This is a genomic window from Amycolatopsis anabasis (assembly GCF_009765355.1).
Lineage (GTDB): Bacteria > Actinomycetota > Actinomycetes > Mycobacteriales > Pseudonocardiaceae > Amycolatopsis > Amycolatopsis anabasis.
In genome coordinates this window covers 14,144-34,974 of the sequence record NZ_VTHK01000077.1, presented here as the reverse complement: position 1 = coordinate 34,974, position 20,831 = coordinate 14,144, and the positions used below count along the sequence as shown (strand labels likewise).

General features: G+C 67.9%; 21 protein-coding genes. 16 read left to right on the top strand and 5 right to left on the bottom strand.

Annotated elements, in window-relative coordinates; all coding sequences use genetic code 11:
• Positions 1–115 precede the first annotated feature (115 nt).
• From FXO23_RS51310 to FXO23_RS45940, 11 genes are all read left to right on the top strand, one after another.
• Positions 116–463: a hypothetical protein gene (locus FXO23_RS51310; RefSeq protein ID WP_218952367.1), complete on the top strand. Its 348-nt coding sequence runs from the start codon at positions 116–118 to the stop codon at positions 461–463.
• A gap of 72 nt (positions 464–535) precedes the next feature.
• Entirely contained in the window at positions 536–934 is a 399-nt protein-coding gene (locus FXO23_RS45985; RefSeq protein WP_158894615.1) for a nucleotidyl transferase family protein, read from the top strand.
• Positions 935–1,017: 83 nt separating this feature from the next.
• Entirely contained in the window at positions 1,018–1,935 is a 918-nt protein-coding gene (locus FXO23_RS45980; RefSeq protein WP_158894613.1) for a hypothetical protein, read from the top strand.
• Between the two features lie 899 nt (positions 1,936–2,834).
• The gene (locus FXO23_RS45975) at positions 2,835–3,839 is read left to right on the top strand and encodes a DUF932 domain-containing protein (RefSeq protein ID WP_158894610.1); all 1,005 of its coding nucleotides are present in this window, start codon (positions 2,835–2,837) and stop codon (positions 3,837–3,839) included.
• 215 nt (positions 3,840–4,054) lie between these two features.
• Positions 4,055–4,711, top strand: coding sequence for a hypothetical protein (locus FXO23_RS45970; RefSeq protein WP_158894606.1), 657 nt, complete (start codon positions 4,055–4,057; stop codon positions 4,709–4,711).
• A gap of 375 nt (positions 4,712–5,086) precedes the next feature.
• Complete coding sequence (locus FXO23_RS51305) at positions 5,087–5,467, top strand: response regulator transcription factor (protein WP_218952366.1); 381 nt, start codon at positions 5,087–5,089, stop codon at positions 5,465–5,467.
• Complete coding sequence (locus FXO23_RS45960; protein WP_158894603.1) at positions 5,464–6,072, top strand: hypothetical protein; 609 nt, start codon at positions 5,464–5,466, stop codon at positions 6,070–6,072. The genes FXO23_RS51305 and FXO23_RS45960 overlap by 4 nt, the downstream gene beginning before the upstream one ends.
• A gap of 75 nt (positions 6,073–6,147) precedes the next feature.
• Positions 6,148–7,602, top strand: coding sequence for a site-specific integrase (locus FXO23_RS45955; protein WP_246258481.1), 1,455 nt, complete (start codon positions 6,148–6,150; stop codon positions 7,600–7,602).
• The gene (locus tag FXO23_RS45950; RefSeq protein ID WP_158894600.1) at positions 7,602–9,344 is read left to right on the top strand and encodes a hypothetical protein; all 1,743 of its coding nucleotides are present in this window, start codon (positions 7,602–7,604) and stop codon (positions 9,342–9,344) included. Before FXO23_RS45955 ends, FXO23_RS45950 begins: the two co-directional genes overlap by 1 nt.
• The gene (locus FXO23_RS45945; protein ID WP_158894598.1) at positions 9,341–11,551 is read left to right on the top strand and encodes a site-specific integrase; all 2,211 of its coding nucleotides are present in this window, start codon (positions 9,341–9,343) and stop codon (positions 11,549–11,551) included. The genes FXO23_RS45950 and FXO23_RS45945 overlap by 4 nt, the downstream gene beginning before the upstream one ends.
• Positions 11,548–11,997, top strand: coding sequence for a hypothetical protein (locus FXO23_RS45940; protein ID WP_158894596.1), 450 nt, complete (start codon positions 11,548–11,550; stop codon positions 11,995–11,997). Before FXO23_RS45945 ends, FXO23_RS45940 begins: the two co-directional genes overlap by 4 nt.
• Before the next feature lie 56 nt (positions 11,998–12,053).
• Here the strand turns inward: FXO23_RS45940 and FXO23_RS45935 are convergent, their stop codons facing one another.
• A complete protein-coding gene (locus tag FXO23_RS45935; RefSeq protein WP_158894593.1) occupies positions 12,054–12,191 on the bottom strand; it encodes a hypothetical protein in 138 nt (45 codons plus the stop codon).
• Positions 12,192–12,293: 102 nt separating this feature from the next.
• Between FXO23_RS45935 and FXO23_RS45930 the strand changes: the two genes are divergently transcribed.
• Entirely contained in the window at positions 12,294–12,509 is a 216-nt protein-coding gene (locus FXO23_RS45930) for a hypothetical protein (RefSeq protein WP_158894590.1), read from the top strand.
• A 29-nt stretch (positions 12,510–12,538) separates the two neighbouring features.
• Here the strand turns inward: FXO23_RS45930 and FXO23_RS45925 are convergent, their stop codons facing one another.
• On the bottom strand, positions 12,539–13,510 hold the full coding sequence (locus FXO23_RS45925) for a Kelch repeat-containing protein (RefSeq protein WP_158894587.1): 972 nt from the start codon (positions 13,508–13,510) through the stop codon (positions 12,539–12,541).
• A 226-nt stretch (positions 13,511–13,736) separates the two neighbouring features.
• Positions 13,737–14,882 carry a lipase family protein gene (locus FXO23_RS45920; protein ID WP_158894584.1) on the bottom strand — a complete coding sequence of 382 codons (1,146 nt, stop codon included), beginning with the start codon at positions 14,880–14,882 and terminating at the stop codon, positions 13,737–13,739.
• A gap of 327 nt (positions 14,883–15,209) precedes the next feature.
• Here FXO23_RS45920 and FXO23_RS45915 point away from each other — a divergent pair, with 327 nt between their 5' ends.
• Positions 15,210–15,842 carry a TetR family transcriptional regulator gene (locus tag FXO23_RS45915; RefSeq protein ID WP_158894581.1) on the top strand — a complete coding sequence of 211 codons (633 nt, stop codon included), beginning with the start codon at positions 15,210–15,212 and terminating at the stop codon, positions 15,840–15,842.
• Positions 15,843–15,964: 122 nt separating this feature from the next.
• Entirely contained in the window at positions 15,965–16,774 is an 810-nt protein-coding gene (locus FXO23_RS45910) for a hypothetical protein (protein ID WP_158894578.1), read from the top strand.
• Here FXO23_RS45910 and FXO23_RS45905 read toward each other — a convergent pair.
• Positions 16,726–17,661 carry a UbiA family prenyltransferase gene (locus FXO23_RS45905; RefSeq protein WP_158894576.1) on the bottom strand — a complete coding sequence of 312 codons (936 nt, stop codon included), beginning with the start codon at positions 17,659–17,661 and terminating at the stop codon, positions 16,726–16,728. The two genes, FXO23_RS45910 and FXO23_RS45905, sit on opposite strands and share 49 nt — an antisense overlap.
• A gap of 29 nt (positions 17,662–17,690) precedes the next feature.
• A complete protein-coding gene (locus FXO23_RS45900; protein ID WP_158894574.1) occupies positions 17,691–18,725 on the bottom strand; it encodes a polyprenyl synthetase family protein in 1,035 nt (344 codons plus the stop codon).
• A gap of 529 nt (positions 18,726–19,254) precedes the next feature.
• Here FXO23_RS45900 and FXO23_RS45895 point away from each other — a divergent pair.
• Together FXO23_RS45895 and FXO23_RS45890 are read left to right on the top strand one after the other, a co-directional pair.
• Positions 19,255–20,214 carry an MFS transporter gene (locus FXO23_RS45895; RefSeq protein WP_343034596.1) on the top strand — a complete coding sequence of 320 codons (960 nt, stop codon included), beginning with the start codon at positions 19,255–19,257 and terminating at the stop codon, positions 20,212–20,214.
• A 71-nt stretch (positions 20,215–20,285) separates the two neighbouring features.
• Positions 20,286–20,699 carry a MerR family transcriptional regulator gene (locus FXO23_RS45890; RefSeq protein WP_425484974.1) on the top strand — a complete coding sequence of 138 codons (414 nt, stop codon included), beginning with the start codon at positions 20,286–20,288 and terminating at the stop codon, positions 20,697–20,699.
• Positions 20,700–20,831: the final 132 nt, after the last annotated feature.

The window sequence follows — 20,831 nt, the reverse complement described above, 5'->3', positions numbered from 1 at the left end:
TGGCCGTCCCGCACCTTGACATGGATCGCGTCAATGAACACGGCCACGTAGACAGGGCGCGTTATCCGCAGACGACCCGCGGATCACCGATCCCAATCTGTGGCGTGGTGACAACTTGCTCGGTTTCGCTCTCATGCGGGTCCGGTCAATCCTCGTCGAACGTGAGGTCCTGCACGACACGCCCGTCACCGACTTCTTAGCCAATGGACGCACCGACCAGCCGGCCGGAGTCACCGGGGCCCATCCCTTCCGGGAAGCACGGAGGGTCAGCCTGCAACGCGGTCTTTCGCCAGCACGGGCGGCCTCGCTTGCCGCGTTCGCGGTCGAGTACTGGCCCGGCGAACCCGCCTACTGCCTTCTGAATTGGTTGGGCCGCTCGCTGTGGGCTGATTTCTGCCGTTCGCCTCGCGGACAGTTCTGGCGTGACTATTACGACCGCTATTACGGCGCATCCGGAACCTAACTCCCCCGCGCTTGCAACAAGACCCTGCGCAGCAATCCCGCTGCTCCAGCACCTTGCGGAGGCCGACGACTCATGGCAAGCCCCAAGACCGCGGCGATGGATAACGGCAGAAAAATCGCTCGTCTCTTCGCCGAGGAGATCACGTTCGCTGACCTGTATCTCACGTCCCGCAGCGGCACAGCTACCGGAGTGATCCGCTCGGACGTCTATGTCGGCACGGTGTATTCCGTATCCGAAGACGATGACGTTCCCTCTGGTTGGGATTTTGTCGTTTGCGGGCTCTACGGGCCATCCTCTCGCTTCTACCTTGACGAGGGCTACCTCGCGATGAGCGTAACCGGCCGATGGCGCGCGCTCGCAGCGCCCGAATGGGGCCGGACTATCTCGGTTTGTTTGACTCTGCTGCGCGCGCTGCCGCAGCGATCACCGGTCTCGGCGCTGACCTCTAGCAGTTTCGCCGATTCCGTGTAGTTCAAGTGCGTCCAGCAGGCTTCTCTGCCTGCGGCCACCTCGTATCCAAGCTACTGCTGACTCAGTAGATCAGGAGTGTTGCCATGAACAATACTGCTTCGAACGATGCTGTCCAGTCGGGTGATGGGCTCGTTCTGTGGCCACACACCGGTATCGAGGCCCCGACCACACTCGCCTACCGCAATTGCGTCGACTTCGAGCACAGCCGCGGAGTCGCCTTCCGTGCTGAGCTCCACCATCCCCAACTGGGCATGATCGGATGGTTGGAGAACGAAGGGGTGGGCGGTGCCACCCGCTTCGCGCCGCATGACCTCGATCGATTCGGGTGGCGCGCCATGGACGCCTACGTCGCCCGGTGCCGTCTCGACGGGCGCCCGCTGCCGCTGGGCACTGAACAGCTGCTCGACGCCGTGATGACCGAGCAGGAGGTTGCGGAAGAGGTGGTCCGCATGCGCCGGGAGCACACCATGCTGGTTCGTGAATACGCCGAGCAGACTCCCGGGGGCCTGGGCGCTTGGCGTGGTGCCGTGATCGTGCTCAACACGATCGCGCGCACCCGGCCCGCGCGCGAGAGCGTTATTGCCGAGCTGGACGAGGACATCCATACGCGTCGGCACTTCGACGGCATCTGGCAGATGTACGACGGCCACGACTGGCGCCCTTTCCTGTCCGAGCACGAGCTCACCAGCGACGAAGTGCGAGCAAGGATTGCCGCCATCCAGTCCGCGTATGCGGCGGCGGGACACCCGCCGTACTACGGCCACTTCGGTCCAGTAGACGGCATGCATGTCAGCGGGCCGGTCCGCGCGTTCCGCACGGGCTCACATTTCGTGCTGTCCAGCGACGAGCATCCGGTCTACGGCCACGTGTGGTGCCGGTGCGGTGTCGGTTCGCGGGCCACGTTGGCCCGGTTCGAGCACTGGGACATGCAGGACGGGCTGATCGGCTCGGGCTGGGTGCATGCCGCCAAGAAATGCCGGGCGTTGGTGACCATCGACTGAGGTCACCACCTCGCCACCAGATCGGTACGGGCCGGACGGGTCGCCTCTGCTGGGCGGGGGCGACCCCGTTCCCGCGCCCCCGTTTCGACGTCCCGTCCGCACCCAGATGGTCCAATGCGAAGGAGAAGGGTCAGCATGTCGATGCCTTCGGATGCCCGTACACACCCGGTCCAGCCCGTTGCGCCACCGCGGTTTGTCCATGAGGTCGCAGAGTTGCTCGAGCGCGGTGTACTGGTCGATCTTGCGGGTCACCCCTTGGTGTCGCGGGAGTGCCCAACCTGTGGACAACCCACCCTGGGCGAAACGTGCCCTGCCACGGTTTCCTGCCCGCACTGTCACGTACCTGCCGGGCGCCTGCGGTGTGTTCGGCCCTCCGAGCACGACTGCGATTGGCATCAAGCGCGATGGGAGCGCGCCGAGGAACTCGATCGGCAGCGGCAACGTCGCGGCGATCCCACCGTGCCCGCGCCCTGGCCATCGTCGCCTTCCTCCGGAGCTCACCGACAGCCACGTCGACGAATCCCAGCGCAGCTGGAGATGGACACGCTGTGGTAGCAGACCGACACGTGCGTGAACTCCGGGAAACCTGGTAACTCCGGTCCGCTGTGGTCGCGTTGCTGGCCAGGCCGCCCTCGCAGCGCAGGCCGGTGCGGTGCGGCTTCCTGTCGTCGGGCTCGGCGTGGACCCCCTGATGCGACCAGGCCAGCGCCGGCGGTCAAGGCCCGAGTCGCCACTTCCCGCGCGTTCGCAGTGCGGGGGCCTGGACCGCCGACGCTGTGGCCTGGTGACCGGCAGTCGTCCACGCACGATCCCGGCGCCCGCCGGGCACCCGGAGGCGTTTCTGCTCCGCGCTCGACGCCTGCCCCGGGGATTCCTCGTTCAGGAGAGGACGGTTGTTCATGTCTCGCGAGACCAGTCAGTGGCTCAACACCAACGTGCTGATCGGGTTTACCGACAAACGCGGGTATGCCTGGCACTACCGCGCCTCGGATCAGGGCAGTGAGCCCAACCATTACCCTGGCGCGATCCCCGTGCGCGATGTGCGGCGTCGCCTGTTCGATTGGACCGCCGAGCCGGGACCTGTGTTCGTGGAGGGCAAGTTCGGTCACCGCCGAGTGCCTGACAGGATCGCGGTCACCGCATCGGACAACGGCGATGTACTGGGTATCCACACCGACAAGTACGAGATCCACCAGTACCAGGATTGGCTGCTGAACAAGGTCGGTCTGATCCTTGACGGTGGTCTCGCGATCGGATCCGCCGGGCTGCTGCGCGAGCGCAAGCAGGCATGGGTGACCGTGGAGGTCCCGGAAAACGTCACCACGCCCGAGGGGGTCGAGTTCCGGCCAAATCTGCTGGCCTGCACCAGCCAAGACGGCAGTCTCTCCACCACGTATAAGCGGGTGGTGACCAACGTCGTGTGTGACAACACGATGGCGGCCGGGCTGCGCGAGCACGGCCAGCAGTTCTCCGTCAAGCACAGCAAGAACAGCGCGTTCCGCATTGTCGACGCGCGGGACGCCCTGGCGATGGTGCACACCGTCGCCGACGACTTCGCCGCGGAGGTCAAGGCGCTGTGCGAAACCACCGTGACCGACCGGGCATGGCAGGCGTTCCTGGACGCCCACACCCCGGTGCCGGAGGACAACGGCCGATCCCGTACGACCGCGTTGAACCAACGTTCCACGCTGCATCGGCTGTGGACCAGTGACAGCCGGGTGAGCCCGTGGCGCGGCACCGCGTGGGGTGTCGTGCAGGCGATCAACACCTTCACCCACCACGAGGCGACCGTGCGCAACGCGTCCCGGCCTGAACGCAACATGTCCCGCACCGTCGACGGGACGATCGACGAGCTCGACCAGCACACCGTCGCGACGCTGGGGAAAGTACTGGCTTCGGTCTGAACTTGGTGTCCACACCAGATGCCACCGCACGAAGCCATAGGGCCCGCGACGTCTTCGCCGCAGCTGCGGGCCACAGCCGACCCGCGGTAGCCCTCCCCGGCTCCAGTACCCGGGGCAATTCACCGCGCGTCTGCCACCGGCCCTGCGTTCTTGCCTGCGCCGCAACGGCCACGCCGTCCGGCTACCGCGTCCGCTGAGGAAGGACACCACCAGTCATGAGCATGAACACCTTCGGTGCCCAGTGCGGCACCCCCGGGTGCGACAACACCGGCACCGGGATCTCCATCGCCGTCTCCCATCCCAGCGTCTACCGGTGCAACGGTTGCCACGACTGCATCAACGCCCTGGCGCCCCACCGGATCCCCGGTCTGACCGACCGTGCCGCCTACGAGGAGCGCAACCGCGAGATCGGGCAGTTGGACGCCGACACCCTGCGCGCCCAGGCCGCCCCGATCCTCGAGCGGATCACCGCGGCCCGGGACGCCTACGCCAGGCTGGCCGACCTGGTCGGTGCCGCCGTCGCCCGCGACACGGTCACCGCGATCGTGAACGCCGGTGACCGCGTCCTCGACGTCACGCTCCTCAACTGGTGGGCCGCCTACCGGTGGCCCGAGCACCACCCGGCCATCGCACCGTCGCCGACGCCGTACACGTTCGACCACACCTGGCGTATCTCGGTCCGCGGTGTCGGGATCGGCACCGTCCGGCGCACCACCAGCGGCGTGACCGAGCGCTATCTCGCGCGCGACCTCACCGGCGGAACGATCCGTCCCGACCTGCCCCTAGCCGAGGAACCCACCTACAGCACCCCGCACGAGGCAGCGCACGCACTCGCCGCGTGGGCCGCGCGCACCGGATGGGACCAATCCTGACCCGGCGCTCACGGCGATCCGAGGGGCGCCCCGGGGTTGGCCGTCGGGGCGGGGCGTGGACGTCATCACGCGACCAGGCCCGCGCCGGCGGTCAAGACCCAGCACCCACCGCGTCCGCACCCGGGCTGTCCGGGGGCCTTGACCGCCGTGGCGCTGGGGCCTGGTGATCCGCGGACGTCCACGCCCGACCCGAGGCCACCGGAATGAACCGGGATCCCCGAGCCTGGCGCGTCTGCCCCCGAAGCGCCGGTTCCCGGTTCGGGTCCGGTCGGCCGCCGCACGCGCCGCGGTGGCCGACCGGACCCCTCTTTCTCCACCCCGCACCCCAATGTGCCGCGTGCTCTCGGTCGTGCCCGTCGTTCTCGGAGGCCGACGATGAACAAGCGCAACAAGCTCAGCGAGACCGAACTCCTCGTGCTGCAAGAGATCGCACGGGGACGGGACAACCACCAGATCGCCACCATCCTGGTCCGATCCCACGAGACCATCCGGACTCACGCCAAGAACATCTTGCGCAAGCTCGGCGCGCGCAACCGCGCGCACGCCGTCGCGATCGCCTACCACGTCGGGATCTTCCAAGGCCGCCCCCAACCCATCAGCACGGAAACCCAGTCACCCTTAACACCCCCGCCACCGGCGGCCGCGCCCGAATCCGGTTCGACCTCCGCTCAACAGCACACCCAGCCTCCGTCGCCGAGGGCCATCACCTCCGCGCCCTCCCGACGCCGAGCCGATACCGCGCGGGACCCCCAGTGAGCACGCCGACCCTGTTCGATCTCGACCACACCGACCGTCCACCACTGCACATCGTGTCGTGGGGCGCCGGGGGCGAGAGCAGTGCCTACCTGACCGAGGTCTTAACCGAGCCGGACAAGCACGGCGTGAACCCCTCGAACATTGTGGTGCTGCACGCCGTGGTCGGATCCGAGTTCGATGACACTCTGCGCGACTCCCAGCGGTTCATCCTCCCGTTGCTACGCGACCGCGGTGTTCGGCTGGTTCAGCTCGCCCGGCGGGGCCCGCTGGAGCGTGACGGCATCGAGATCCTCGATGACACCACCACGCCCCGGGTGATGCACCACAAAGGACCCTGGACTCTGGCCCAGCACAACGAGGCCAACGGGATCACCCCGCAGTTGTCCGATCGCAAGTGCTCGCTCCGGTTCAAAGGTTTTGTGCTCGATCGGTTCATCCTGACCGAGTTCCCGGGCAGGGAGTACACCCACGTCATCGGGTACAACCGCGACGAACGGTCCCGTGCGGAGAAAGACGACGTCTACGCGACGCAGACCCGCGACCCTGTGCACCCGCTGATCGAATGGAACTGGTTTATCCGTGCATTGTGGTCGTGTCTCGATTAGCCGAGTCCACTAGGGACAGGCCCGGTTTATGCTTTGCACTCCGCCGCGTCTCGAACCTATGGTCGCTTCGTGGAGATGATCTTCTTTGTGGGCACAGGGTGGGAGTCCTGGGATGTGTCGGCCAGACCGACCATCCCGGAGCGGATGCCGGTACTCGTTGACGACGATCTGCTGTTCGAGGACGCGGCGGGTCCACGGCCGACGGTGGCGGTGAACCGGTGGCTTCGAGAGTTGCCCACGAATGGTTGTCCGGCCCCAAACTCGTGGGTGTCCTACGCCCGGGCCGTGCGGCAGTGGCTGGACTTCCTGCGTGGGCACGGCGCGCGGCTGTTTGATGGTCGGGACGCGTTGAAGTCGGCGCTAAGCGCCTACGCGGTGCACCGGGCGTGTGGGCCGCTGGGGGCTCGGTTCGAAGCGTCGACGTGGAACCAGCACACGGCGATCTTGGGTGCTTTCTACCGGTGGGCTGTCGCCGAGGGGTATGCCTCCGCGGAGCCGTTCACCTACAAGTACGCGGTCACCGCCTTCGGCGACCGCGTACGGGAGGTGCGGGTCAACCAGGCCCTGCGACGCCAGGCGAAACAGCACGTCACGATCAAATACCTAGAGCGGGATTTCGCCGACTTGTTCGTCAAGGCGCTGTCCGGTTTGAGGTCGGATGGGCAGGAGGACACCTGTTATCGGGGGCGGGAGCTCGCGCGCAATGCGGCGGTTGGTCAATTGGCGCTCTCGAGCGGTCTGCGGCTGCAGGAGTTCACGTATCTGCTGCCGTGGGAGTTGCCGCCGCTTCCGGCGCGGCCGCCGAGGCTGCCGGTGCCGTTTCCGGTTCCGGCTGGGGTAACCAAGGGGCGCAAGTTTCGGACGACGTGGGTCGACTACGAGGTACTGGCCGAGGTGTACCGCTATCTGGATCTTGAGCGGGCGGTGGCTGCGGCGGGCTCGGTGTGGCAGCCACCGCCGTCCTGGGGTGAGCCGTTGGTGGTGACCGAAGCCGACGCGCGCGGTGGGCGGGTCAACGGCACCCGGGTGGCGTGGTCGGTGTTGCGGCCCGCCGAGCGACGTCGGCTGGTGGCGCCCGACGGCGGGGCGATGCTGCTTGCGCTGCGCCGCGACGGCGGTCCGTTCACGGCGTGGCCGACCGTGTTCTCTCGGACCTGCGACCGGATCCGCGCACAGGATGAACCCCGGTTTCCCAACGTCCACCCGCACCGTCTTCGCCATACGTTTTCGTTGCGAACTCTGGAAAGTCTGGTGCGTGGCCACTATGCACAGGTCGCGAAACTGGTCAAGGACACCGACGAGGATGCGGCGCTGGCCTTGTATTTGTCCAAAGCAGACCCGTTGATGGTGTTGCGTGATTTGCTTGGCCATTCCTCGGTTCTGACCACCGAGGCGTACCTGCGGCGTCTGGACATGACGCGGATCTACCGGGATGCCTACGAGCGTGCCAGTCACGCCGAGGGACTGATCGTAACAGCGGAGGCGGAACGCGAAGCGGATGAGGAATTCGCTGAGGAGGTCGGGATCTGATGCCCGCGACGGTGATCGATGACCCCCTGGGCATCACGTGCACGTTCAGCAACGGCACCACGCAGGTGGCCTACCTGGGACCGTGTTCCAATGTGGTGTTGGCTCGCCAGTTGCTGGTCGCTCTGGCCGACTTGGTGCATCCGCACGGTCGGCTTGACTCCGCCCGCACGATCGAGACGTACCTGACCGCGGTGCGGGACCTGCTGTCGCGGCTTGGGCGGGCGGGTTTTCGGGGCAGTGCGGAGGATCTGACCCGAGCGCGGGTCGCCGAGTTGTGGATGGGTGCCCGGCATCAGACCGAGTCGTTGGGGCGGATCCTGTTGCGGCGCCTGGACGACTTGCACGACATGCTGCGCCCGGATGTTCGGGAGCTGGTCGACGGGCGACTGTACAACCCGAACTTCCGATCGAACCGGAGGTCGCTGCAGCCCTACACCGAAACCGAGTGGTCCCGGTTGATCGAAACGTGCCGGTCGATGATTCGGACGTCGTTTGCCGGCTATCGGGACGCTCGCGCCATGGCCGAGCGAGCGGCAGATCCCCGGACTTCGGGCTGGAGCGCGGACAGCGTGCAGTGGCTGCTGTTGCATCGCGGCCCGGACGCGGGTCGGGTGCTGGGGACGCGCGAGCGCCGCTGCGGCCACCGGCCCGACGCGGTCCCGCCGGAGTTGTATCCCGGCGGCATTGTCGAAGCGGTGGCCGACTTGTTCCCGCCGACGGAGGTGGTCAAGGCGTATCAGGTGCTGTTCGGCGCCTACACCGGCATCGTCCCGGACGGCCTGGGCGCATTGGGCCTCGGCGGTATCGAGTGGGCGGGAGATGTCACCGTGCTGCTGGACTATGTGAAAGGCCGCACCGCAGCGGAGGGCCTCACGCTGTCGGTCGCGGCGAGCCGGCTGCTGCGGCAATGGCTGGAGCATTCCTCGGTGACCCGGGCGCACGCTCCCGAACCCCTGCGGGAGGAGTTGTGGGTGCGCTTCCTGCCTACCGGGCAACTGCGGTGGGCGGCCGGGCCGGTCGAGCCGGGGAGCAGGTGGGTGCGCCGCCAGGGCCTGCTCGACGACGCCGGTGCGCCGCTGCGTCTGCACGGCCATCGCATCCGCACCACCTTCGAGTCGCTGCGGGACCGCCGCGGTTGGCGAGGCAGTTCGCGGGCGACCATCGACCCCAACCATTCCCCGCAGGTGGAGGGCGACCACTACCTCCAGGTGTCCACGCCCGCCCAGAAGAACGCGGTAGACGCGATCATCGAAGACGCGCAGAACGACATGGTCCGGCGAGCACAGCCACCGGTGGTGCTGGATGCCGAGGAGGCCGCGCGGTTCGCCGAGCGCTACCCGGACACTGTCGAACGGCTGCACCTGGACCACGCGGTCATCGCTGAACTGTTGGCTGGGGAGCGCGACGTGTTCACTGCCGCGTGCGCCGACCAGCTGTCCGGCCTGCACGGGCCGACGGGCAAACCGTGCCCGGCCCGTCCCTGGGTGTGCCTGCTGTGCCCACTCGCGCTGTTCGCGCCCCGGCACCTGCCCAACCTGCTGCGGCTCAAGGCGTTCTTCGCCCGCCAGTGGAAGCAGATGCCGGCCGCGCACTTCATGGCGGTCTTCGGGCCCTACGCCACCCGGCTGGACCACATCCTCTCACCCTCGCACTTTCCGGCCGAGGCCCTCGCCCAAGCCGCCGACCAGGTTGCCGACACCGATGACGAACTGCCCCTGCGCGCCGAGGAGACCACCGTATGAGCAACCGCCAGCACAGCAAGCCCGACCTGGTCCCGGGTGTGTCGGCGTTGGCGGGGCTCGATATCTGCGCGGCGGCAGGGTTGACCGTCGAACCTCACCGGCGTAAGGGGCGGCCGCGGTTCGACCACGACCTGTGGGATTTCACCTGTGTGGCTGGAATGCCCCGTCACCAGGAGTCGGGCGGACAAAAGCTGGACTTCTCGACAATCCCGAACCCGAGTTGGCGTCTGCTCGCCAAGGAATACATCTTCGCGTTGCTGGCACCACGCCACGAACAAGTCCGGGTCTTGCCGCGCGCCTATCGGACCCCGCGCACGGTGTCGACCTGCCATCAGCGGCTGTTCCATGTGCGCCGCTGGTTTACCTGGCTCGCCGACCGCGGGGTATCGGATCTGGCCGAGGTCGGCCAGGACCACTGTGACGCCTTCCTGCAGTGGTGCCACCACAGTCATGACCGCCACGGAAGGATTACGCGACCGACCACACCGGACTACCGGCATCAAGCCGTCCTGGCGGTCAAGGAACTCGCCGCCTACGCCGACCTCTTCACCACGGGCGGGTACCGCCCCGGCTTCGAGCCCTGGCCCGGTCGCGCCGCGCAGCAAGTCGCCGGGGCCAAATCCCGTGCCGAGAACAGCACGCCGCCGGTCCGGCCCGAGGTGCTGCAGCCGCTGCTGGCCGCCGCCTTCTACGTCATCGAACGCCTCGCGCCCCAGGTGCTCGTGCTGCGCACGTCCGAGCGGCGCCGCGAGGCGGCGTGGGAACGCCGCTTCGACCGCTACCCCGGTCTCGAGGGACGCTGGCCGGTGATCTCCAAGCTCGTGCAGCGCTATGTCGCACGAGGCGAACCGCTGCCCGCCACCTCCGACGAGCAAGTCGGCAGCCGGCTGGCCCACGGATGGGATCCGCACGATCCCCTGCTGCGTGTCAGCGTCAAACAGCTCGCGCTGGAAGCGGGAATCCGTAACCCCATGGGCCTCAAGCCACCCGACGACATCCGGGCCGAACTCGCCGCGGCCGCGGTCCGGGTCGGCGTTGAGCACCCGGTCGCACGGAACGCGGCGCTCGTACCGCGCGCTGACGGTGCCGGGCAGGTGCCGTGGACGCTGCCAATACCCGCGCACACCAAGGTCGTGTGGCTGATCGAGCGGGTCCGCACGGCCTGCCTGGTCGTGGTTGCGGCTGTCACCGGGATGCGGATGAGTGAGATCACCGAGTTGCCGGTCGATTGCCGCCTGCCGCCGGTGCAGGTCGCCGAAGGGCTGGTCCACTACCGGGTCAAGAGCAAACGCATCAAGGGCGAGCCGCACGGCGGCACGTGGGACGAGTGGGTCGTGGTCGCAGAAGTCCACCACGCTCTCGGTTTGCTGCGCCAGTTGCTGGACGAGCCGGATGCCCAGACGCATCTGTTCGGGAGGGGCAAGCTGAACTTCGGGCAACGGATACGGGGGTTCCGGGACTGGGTCAACGGCACCGACGGGCAGCGTCTCGGGCTTGCTCCGATCCCCGATGATGCGATTACCGTGCGCATGATGCGCCGGTCGCTCGCGCTGGAATTGGCGCACCGGCCCGGCGGGCTCCTCGCGGCGAAAGTCCACCTCAAGCACGTGTCGGTCGCCACGACGGAGGGATACGCCGCACGACCGGGCGGCTCCCAGGCGTTCTTCCTCGCCGAGATCGCCAAGGAAGAACAGGCACGCAACCTCGATCTGACAATTCAAGCATTTGAAGATTACCGGGCGGGCATCCTCCCGGCCGGTCCCGGTGCCCGCGATCTCACCGAATTCTTCGACTCCGTCGACGAGCAACTGCGCACGCAGCCCCAGGCCTCGCCGAACGTCAAGCGTGGTGACCGGGAAATCGTGACCCTGCTGGCGAAACGTGCGAAGACGTTGCACCTCGGAGTCGCTAATGTTTGCTGGTTCGCCGACCCAGCCAAGGCGCTGTGCTTGAAACTGGCCGGAACCCCGACCGCTGATAGGCCGCTGGCCGGTATGTGTGACTCGGCCCGCTGCCCCCAGGCCACCCACCACGCGTGCCATCGGCCCGTGTGGGAAGAGTCGGCGAGGAGCACCAAGGTCTTCCTCGGCAACCTTGCCCGCCGGCAAACAACCGAACGGGCACGCCTGCACGCTCAGCTTGCCCGCGCGGAACGGGTCGTGGCCGAGATCGACGCCGCCAGCGGGACCGAGGAAGCAGCGTCATGAGGATCACCGACGAACAGCGGCAACAGATCGAGGGGCGCATCCGTGCCGCGATCGACCGGCTGCTTCGGGGCGAGCTACCGCAGGCTGGCAAGTGTGACGTGAAGACGTTGGCCCTTGAGGCCGGTGTCACCCGTGCCGCGCTCTACAGCACCTACCTGCACCTGAAGGAGGAGTTCGAGCGCCGCCGCGATCAGCTCCGCGAGGCCGGCGTCATCGCCGATCCACGCGACGCCCAGATCGACCGGCTCAAACAGCGAGTCCACCAGCTCGAGCAACGACTCTCCACCCTCGAGCAGGAGAACGCCGATCTGACGGTGTTTCGCACCCAGGCGGTGTCGCGGCTGGCCGCGCAGCACGAGGAAATCACCCGGCTTCGTGCCGCGGTGGCCAGCGCGAGCAACGTCCGCGACCTGAACTCTGCCCGTGACCGGGCCCCGCAACGGTAGTTCGGAGTTCGGTCACGTTCCTGCCCGAGGCACGCTCTGGCAGGCGGCGTCGTCGGTCAGGTGCGATCGGGCTGGTTCTGGGCGCGGAGTTCGTCGGCGGCTTTGCCTTCGGTGAGGTGGATGAGATAGGCGTCCACCGGGGCGTCGGCGCTGAGCTCGATCTCCGCGGCGGTGGAGCGGCGGCGCAGGCTCAACCGCCGTCGCGCGGCGGATTTCGTGGAGGCGGTCTGGGCGAAGTTCGGTCTCGGGTCGGCGGGCGACGATGTAGGGCGGTCTCCCTCGGGCTGATCGGCGGCATGTTCGACCTGGTTTCCGACTGGATCCACCGGCACACGACCGGGCACTCGCGCAGCCCGGAGGAACTGGCCGCTGACCTGGTGGCCTTTCACGATGTGGTCCGGCGCGGGCTCGGGGCGCGGCTGGGCTGCGCGCGGTCTGGTCAGGCGCGCCGGAAACCGGCGCGGAAGGCACGGACCGGCGGCCGGAGTTCGGCCGCCGCACGCGGTCAGTGACCACGAACTGGGCCGCATGTCCACATCCGTTACGGTTCGAAGACTTCGTTGGCGTCGCTGGGGCCGTAGGGAGAAAGCCATCCGCCGCCCGCGACCCACAGTTTCCCGTTCATGGCGGGGGCCTGGATGCCGTGGCGTGGTGTGGGCATCGGCGGCAAGGTCTGCCAGGTGTCCGTCGTCGGCTGATATGCCTCGACGTGTGCGGACACGCCGCCGAGGACTTCGCCGCCGATGGCGTAGACCTGCCCGCCGAGTGCGGTGATCGCGAGTCCGCCGCGCCCGTGCGGGATGGGTGCGAGTCCGGTGCGCCAGCGGTTGGTCGTGACGTCGAACGCCTCGGTCGCGGTAACCTCGAGCCCAGGCAGCACCTGCCGCCCGCCGACCGCGTAGAGGGTGTCGCCGACGAAAGCGGCACCGAGGTGTTCGCGGGCGGTCGGCATATCGGGCAGCGCGGTCCAAGTGTCGGTGCGCGGGTCGTAGCGGTCGAGCATCCTGGTTGGCAGGTAGTCGTGCAGCCCGCCGGTGACGTAGATCTGGCCGTCGTGTTCGGCGACCCCGGCCGCGCCGCGCTCCCGGCCTGGTGGCATCGGGGTGCGTTCGGTGAAGGCGTTGGTGCTCGGGTCGTACTCCCACACCGCGCCCTGGGGCAGGAACGGGCCCTGCTCGCCGGCCAGGTAGTAGATCTTCCCGCCGACCGTCACCCCTTGCAGGTGGTGCGCCGGCGCGGGCAGCGGGGCCAGTTCGGTCCAGCGCCCGCTGGCCGGGTCGAACCGGAGGTGCTTGGCGCTGAACAGCTCGCCGCGGCCGGGGACGCCGAAGCCGCCCGCGACGTAGAGGGATCCGTTGTACGTCACCGAGGCCACCTCCTGCACCGGTGCTGGCAGCGGCGGCTCACGGAGCCAGCGCGCGGCGGGGTCGGCCATGGCGACGGGGCCGCCGGGCGCGGTCACCAGCAGGCAGAGCACGGTGGCCAGTAGGCAGGCGGTACGGGTTCGCCGCATCACGGAACCGCTCCTGTCGTCGCTGAGTAAACGGGTGCCGGTGCCCGCCCCGCGCGAATCGCGCACAGGGCGGGCACCGGGATATCGCTTTCGCTACCAGGTGGTGTGGTCGGTCGGCACGTTGATCCAGCTCGGCTGCACGGGATCGATGCCCCGCAGCCAGAAACCACGTCCCACAACCCAATCGGTCATCAACAAAGATCAACATTACAGTCGATCAACGGATTCAGGCGTGGGGGTGGCAGGTGGTGTCGACCGGTTGGTTGTCGAACAGTTTGGTCAGGAAGTTGTAGGAGGGACGGAATCCTTCCACGACGCCGAGTCCGTGCTCGGCGAAGAACAGCGACTCTCCCTTCACCGGAGCACCTGCGGAGCACCACTTCTGGTACATCTCTTTGGCCTGGCCGAACGGTATGACTTCGTCGAAGATGCCGTGGAAGGCGTAGATCGGTTTGGTGGGAGCGGTGTTGCCGATGCTGTTTTTCTGTGCTGCCTTGATTATCCGTGGATCTTTCCACAGGTCCGGAACGGTGACGAAGTCCTTGATCTCCCTGAAGGCGTTCTCGGCGATCAATTGCGCGGCGCAGGCGTTCCAGTACTTCTTCGCGAGCGCCTTGCCCTTGTCGTTGACGAGCGCGAACAACGACGGGTCGGTCTTGAGGTGCCCGATGACCGCCGCGACGGCGAACCCTGCCGCGTAGCGCCCGACGCCGGTGAGGAATTTGCCGACCTCGAGGTGATCGGCGGGGATGCCGCCCGCCGCAGTACCGACGTAGTTCAGTTCGGGCGCGTAGCTCGCCTGTTGCTCCGCGGTCGCCGCGGTGGCGTAGCCGCCGCCGGAGTACCCGAAGGCGCCGACCCGGGTGTCGTGACCAAGCCCGGCCGGGGCGAAGTTGAGGGCCGCGCGGATCCCGTCCAGCACGCCGTGCGCGGTCATCTGGTAATTGCCCAACAGGCCCTCGGGCCCCTCGTAGTCGGCCACCACGACCGCCCACCCCTTCAGCAGGGCGGGCGCCACCGCGACGGGATCCCCCAGACCGGCTTGTGGCCCGCTGAAGATCCCAGCGCGCCAGGTGTAGGACGGGTTGCAGTCGATACCGACGGCGTCGGTCGCGCTCTGGTAGGACAGCAGCGGCCGGGTGCCACCTCCCGACCACGGGGCCTTGGGCACCAGGATCGTGGCGACGGTGGCGGTCGGTCCCTTGTGGTCGTTGGTGCGGTACAGCACCTGCCAGGCCTTGACGAGCCTCCGGAGGTTGATCGCGATGGCGATCGGGTCAATCTCGCGGGCGCGGATCACCTCGCCCGGGCGGTGCTGGGCGGCATCCGGCGGAACCGCGTAGAACGGGTCCTTGCTCGGCGGCGGCACCACGCCCGCCGCGGTCGACAAGCCGCTCTGGGACGCGGCGGCCGAGGGGATAGCCGTGGCGGGAACGGCGGTGAGGACGGCACTCGCCGCGGTGAGCGCGGCGGTCAAGACGAGCGCGGCGCGTCGTCGGACGGTCTGAGACAGGCGCACGGGCCACCCCTTTCGTGAGCGACATCACGGTTCTTTAACTGGCGAGTAGCATGCCCCAGCGACAGAAACATTTCAACCAGTCGGTCTATAATTGGCATCGCGAGACCTGGATATGACTCGTTCGCGCAGGTCACAGAACAGCCAGCGCGGTGCTCGTCCGGCGAGCGGGAAGGTGGACCAGTGACACCAAGGCAGCGGCGTACCCAGGCAGAGCGCCGCGCGGCGACTACCGCCCGTCTGATCGAGGGCACCATCGCGGCGTTGTCCGAGTTGGGCTACGCCCGCACCTCGGCCAAAGAGATCTGCACCCGCGCCGGTGTCTCCCACGGCGCGCTCTTCGGCCGATTCGCCACCCTGCTCGACCTCATACTCGCCGCGGGCGCAGAGGTCGCCCGGCGCCAGGTCCACAACTTCGCCCAGCGCATCGCGCAACTACCCGACACCGACGACCCGGCCGCCATCCTGCCCTTGCTGCGCACCTCATCACGCGACCCGATCAACGCTGCCTGGATCGAACTGCTGGTCACCGCCCGCACCGACACCCACCTCCGCGAACGGCTCAAACCCGTCTGGGACGACTACGCGACCGCCATCCTGGACTCCAGCCGCCAAGTCCGCGCACTGAACCGACTGTCCGAAAAGGACAGAAGCGCGCTCGTCGCGCACGTCATCCACTACTTCGACGGTGAAGCCCTCTCCGCTGTGCTCTACCCCGACCCCGAATTCGACCAGTCCCGCATGACCCTGCTCACCACCATGATCACCACGCACCTCCACACCCCCACCAGCACATCACGAGCACTCGATGAGTAAATCCATCCAGCTACCGACGCGGGATTCGACGGCCACAGAAACCGCACAGCGCTGGTCGAGATGCCGACCGCGAACTTCGGTCAAACCCCGCGCTCAGACCTCACTCCGATAAACAAGGCAGCGTGCGCGTGGACTTCACGATGTACGACGTCCAGAGAACTTCGGCTGAGGCAACGCAAAGAGAGGTCGAGAACCGAACTCCGAGGCGTATGTTGTTCAGCTTCGCGCCGAACACGCGGGAGCCGCGCATGACCCACAACCGCACCATCGCCGCCAGTCCGCCGTCGACGACGCAGGACGGCGATGCCGTTAACGTGGAGCTCACCCCGCCCCGCACCGGGGTGGTGCTGGTGTCGGTCACCAGGGAGATCGACATGGCCAGCCACGGGCCGTGGTCGGGGTGCCTGCTCGGTGTGCTGGACGCGCCCGCTCCCGCGAGGCTGGTCGCGGACCTGACCCCGATCACGTCCTTCGGCTGCACGGCGATCAACACGCCCGTACGGGTCAGACAGAAAGCCGCCCGCACCCGCCGCTGTCGTCACCGGATCGTCCATCTCAGTAGACCACGCCCCGCCGACGACCTGAACAACGCCGTCGACCGCTTCAGTGCCGGATCGCCTGGAGCAAGCAATAGACCTAGTATCGAATTGCTCACCGAGTCGACTACCGGCCGCCCCTTCTGCGCAATAAACACGTCAGCTCGCACGTCCACTCCCGAAGGCAACGGGCGCGGCGACCTCGAGAGGCGTCTCCCGCGTGTCTGGCAGGCCCCAGTGGTGATGACCACGCCGCTGAGGACCGCGATGGTGATGATCCATCGCCCTGTCGAGGCGTCAAGGGGCGCGGCCAACTGTCCGCATCACCCGGGGTTACAACGCGGTGCTCAGGCCGGCCACAGGAGCACTGCTCCGCAGGCGACGGATGCGGCGTAGGTGAAGGTGTAGAGCATGTAGCTGCGCCGGTCGGTGGTGTTGGTGCGCCCTACCAGGCTTCCGATGGTGCAGGTCCAGGACATCGCCGCGATGATGGCGTCGCACACCAACACGGCGGGGGTCGGGGCGGGGCTGGGCGCGAACAGCATCACGTGCAGGACGATGGGGAGCGCGGCCATGACGAGGGCGAACCACAGACGTACCGGCCAGTGTCCGATCAACATCGGCAGGGTGATGCGGCCGAGTGCGCGGTCACCGTCGATGTCGCGGACGTCCTCGTAGCGCAGCGGCAGGTTGAAGCCGACGGCGAGCACGAGGATCCAAGTCCAGCCGGTCGCATCGATCGGGCCGACGAGCTGCCAAAAGCACGCGAGCTGGGCGATGGTGCCGACGAACATCCCGATCGGCTTGGACCAAAGGTAGTGACGGGGTTTGGCCACCAGATGCAAACCGATCACGGTGGCCAGCCACAGCGCGACCCAAGCCAGCGTGCCGGTCAGCCACCCGAGCAACAGGTAGACGGGCACGGCTGACCAGAAGCGGCGCAGCAGCCCGGCCGGGGTGGTCATGCCCAGGGGGATGGGGCGGTGCGGCTTGTTCACCCGGTCCTCATCCGTCCCGATCGCCTGGTTGGAGGTGTCGAAGACGTAGATGTACAAGAAAGTCAGGGCGAGGCTCGTTGCCATGGTCCAGACCAATGGCCAGCCAGTGACTCCGTAGTGAGCGCAAGCTCCTGCGGTGAACGCCGTGCCGGGCAGGAACGCGGCGCCGGTGTTGTCGACGATGAGCCGGCGGGTGAGCTCGGCCTCGAATCGTGCCCGCCGCAGCGGATGCCATCCCGGTGCCCTCGGGCCAACCGTGACGGTCGTGCCGTGCGGACTGTCCATCGTCAGTCTCCTCCGGTCGTGATGGCGCTTTAGCTGGTTCGGTGGGTGATGAGCTCGAGCAGGCCGCTCATTTCGGCCGCGGGTACTCGCAGCGGGGCAGCCGAGCGCAGGCTGGTCAGTGCTCGCGCCGACAGCCGACCCGCCTCGGCCTGTGCCCACAGCCGACCACCAGCCTGCTCGACCAGGTCGGCGGCCCGGGTCACCTCGGCGTGGGTGAGCGGCCGCTCGAGCCGGTACAGCGCCGCCAGCTCCTCGCCTGCAGGGGTGCCCGAGGACAACGCGAACACCACCGGCAACGACTTCTTGCGGCTGGCCACATCCGAGCCGATCGGCTTACCCGTCACCGCCGGGTCGCCCCAGATCCCGAGCAGGTCGTCCACGAGCTGGAACGCCATGCCCAACTGCTCGCCGAACCCTGCCAAACACGTGATCTGCCCGCGGCTGCCGCCACCGAACAGCGCACCCAGCGCACACGCGCAGCCCAGCAGAGCACCTGTCTTGCCCGCCGCCATCGCCCGGCACTGCTCGACGGTGACGTCGGTGCGCCGCTCGAAGTCGGTATCCGCGCTCTGCCCGGCAACCAGGCCCTCCAGAGCCGTGGTCAGCATCCGCGTCGCCGCCCCTGTCGCACCGCACTCGTCGAGCACCCGCAACGCCAGCGCCCACAGCGCATCACCGGCCAGCACCGCCGCCGGCACACCGAACACCACCCACACCGTGGGCCGGTGATGCCGAAACCGATCCCCGTCCATCACATCGTCGTGCAGCAACGAGAAGTTGTGCACCAACTCCACCCCCACCGCCCCGGGCACCGCCGCCCGCGCGCTGCCACCGACGGCCGAAGCCGACAACAACGCCAGCGCCGGCCGCACCGCCTTAGCGCCAGGGGCCTCCGCCGGGCCGCCGCACGCGTCCAGCCAGCCGAAGTGATAACCCGCCACCCGCTGTACAGGCTCAGGCAGCCGACCCACCGCCGCACGCACCGCCGGGTCCATCAACGCCCTGGCATCGGCCAGCACCTGCCGGGCTGACCGCGCCTCGGGAAGGAGTTCGGTGGCAGTCATAGAAGTCGGTCTCTCCAATCCTCCAGTCTGCGCGTTGGCAGCCAGGACCCGACCACGTTCCACCGGGTCGGATGACGCACGATCGAGGCTGGTCACAACCCGTGCTCAGCTCCACAGGGACCGGGAACACAGTGTGCCCGAAGCTCACCCTTCAAGCCCCCAGAGCCGCGAAACCACCTGCCCTGCCTCGTGTCGTGGGTGGCGCACCGTGCCATGCCATCGCCCGGTTGTCCAACAAAAAGCGCCTGGACAACCGGGCGACGACATGGCGGACCGAGCGCACCCACGACACTGGGGCAGCGCCACGGCATCCTGTTCATACAGGAGGCAAACCAGAACCTTGCGCCGGGAACTCGGCCGTCATGCCCCGCAGACCTTGTCCGTCATAGCTAACGCGACTCGCACAACGAATATGATTTACAGCACAGGACACTGGCATGAAATGAGACACGTGAGCATACACCCCGGACTGAGCGCTCAGATGCGGCGCACGCTCCTACCAGGACACGAAATCTTCTAGACACGGCCACTGCGGCGAGAATGTGCCCCGGCGCTGATCGTCAGCCGGCTGGTGTTTGGGGTCGGTGCGGCGGCGGTGTTCACGGGCACCACCGTCGCCATGCTCGCCTTCTACCGGGGAGCGGAGCGCGACCGGGTGATGGGCTGGCGCTCGACGGCGACCAGCGTGGGCGGCCTGGTCTGGCCCTTGCTGGGCGGGGTGCTCGGCGGGCTGACCTGGCACGCCACATTCGCCGTCTACCTGATCGGCCTCCCGCTCGCGCTGCTGGCGGTGTGGTCGCTGCCGGACACGACCGAGCGGCCACGGGATGCCCAGGCGGCCGGGATGATCGGGATGCTGCGCCGGCGGCCGGCGCTGCTGGGCTGGTACGGCTTGTGGATCGTGATCGCGGTGCAGATGTACGTGCTGGCCATCTTCCTGCCGCAGCGACTGGCGCAGATCGGGATCCGGGCGCCGGTGCTGGTGTCGCTCTACGCGGTGGTGGGCGCGGCGATCACCACCAGCCTGGTCGGCCTGGTCTACGGCCGGCTGCGGGCGCGGCTGAGCTACGCGGCGCTGCTGCGTACCGCCCTGACCGCCGCGCTGGCCGGGTTCCTGATCTACGCCACCGTCACCCAGCCGGTCGTCCTGCTGCTGGCGCCCGCGCTGTTCGGCATCGGCAACGGGATCCTGTTCCCCGTAGCGACCGTCTTGGTCGACCAGGCGGCCGGCGCCGACTACCGCAGCCGCGCCGCCTCGCTGTCGGGCACCGCGATCTTCGCCGGCCAATTCCTTTCACCGCTGCTGTTCGGCCCCCTGATCGAGGCGACCTCGACCACCACCGGCTTCCTGGTGGCCGGCGCGGTATCGGCGATCCTGCTGGCAGTCGTACTCGCCCGGCGGATCGGCGCGGACGCCGAGGACGACGCAGGCCACCGCGGCGAAGCTCAGCAGGACGCCGAGATGGGAGTGTCTCGGGACACCGCGTAGCCACCGCCTCGACGCCTGGACCAGCGGACCGCATCAGTACGGTGGGGTGTCATCGACGAAAGGGACGCGGCGTGGGCGAGCAGATGCAGATCGGTGAGGTGGCCGAGCGCACCGGGCTGTCGCTGCGCACCATCCGCTACTACGAGGAAGTCGGCCTGGTCGTACCCAGCGCGCGCAGCCAGGGCGGGTTCCGCCTCTACATCGAACCCGATGTTGAGCGGCTGCTGCTGATCAAGCGCATGAAACCGCTCGGGTTCCAACTGGACGAGATGCGTGAACTGCTGGCCATCCTCGACCCGCTGCCGCACGACGCACCGCTGGACGACCCGGCCGCGCGGCTGCGGCAGTACAGCGCCACGGCCGAACAGGCATGCGAGGAACTTCGGGCCAAGCTGCGGGTCGCCGAGGAGTTCGCCGCGCTACTGCACACCCAGCTCACCACCCATCGACGGCAGTCCGGCTCGGCCCTGCCGCAGTCTCCCTAAACCGCTCGGCCGCACCCGCGACCGGTCCATGATCGTGATCTCGACCTCACTTTCACGGTAGCGGTGACACGCGCCGAACAACTCTGCCCTAACGTAAGGGTCGAGTTGCGGTGGCTCGCGGCCCACCCAGGC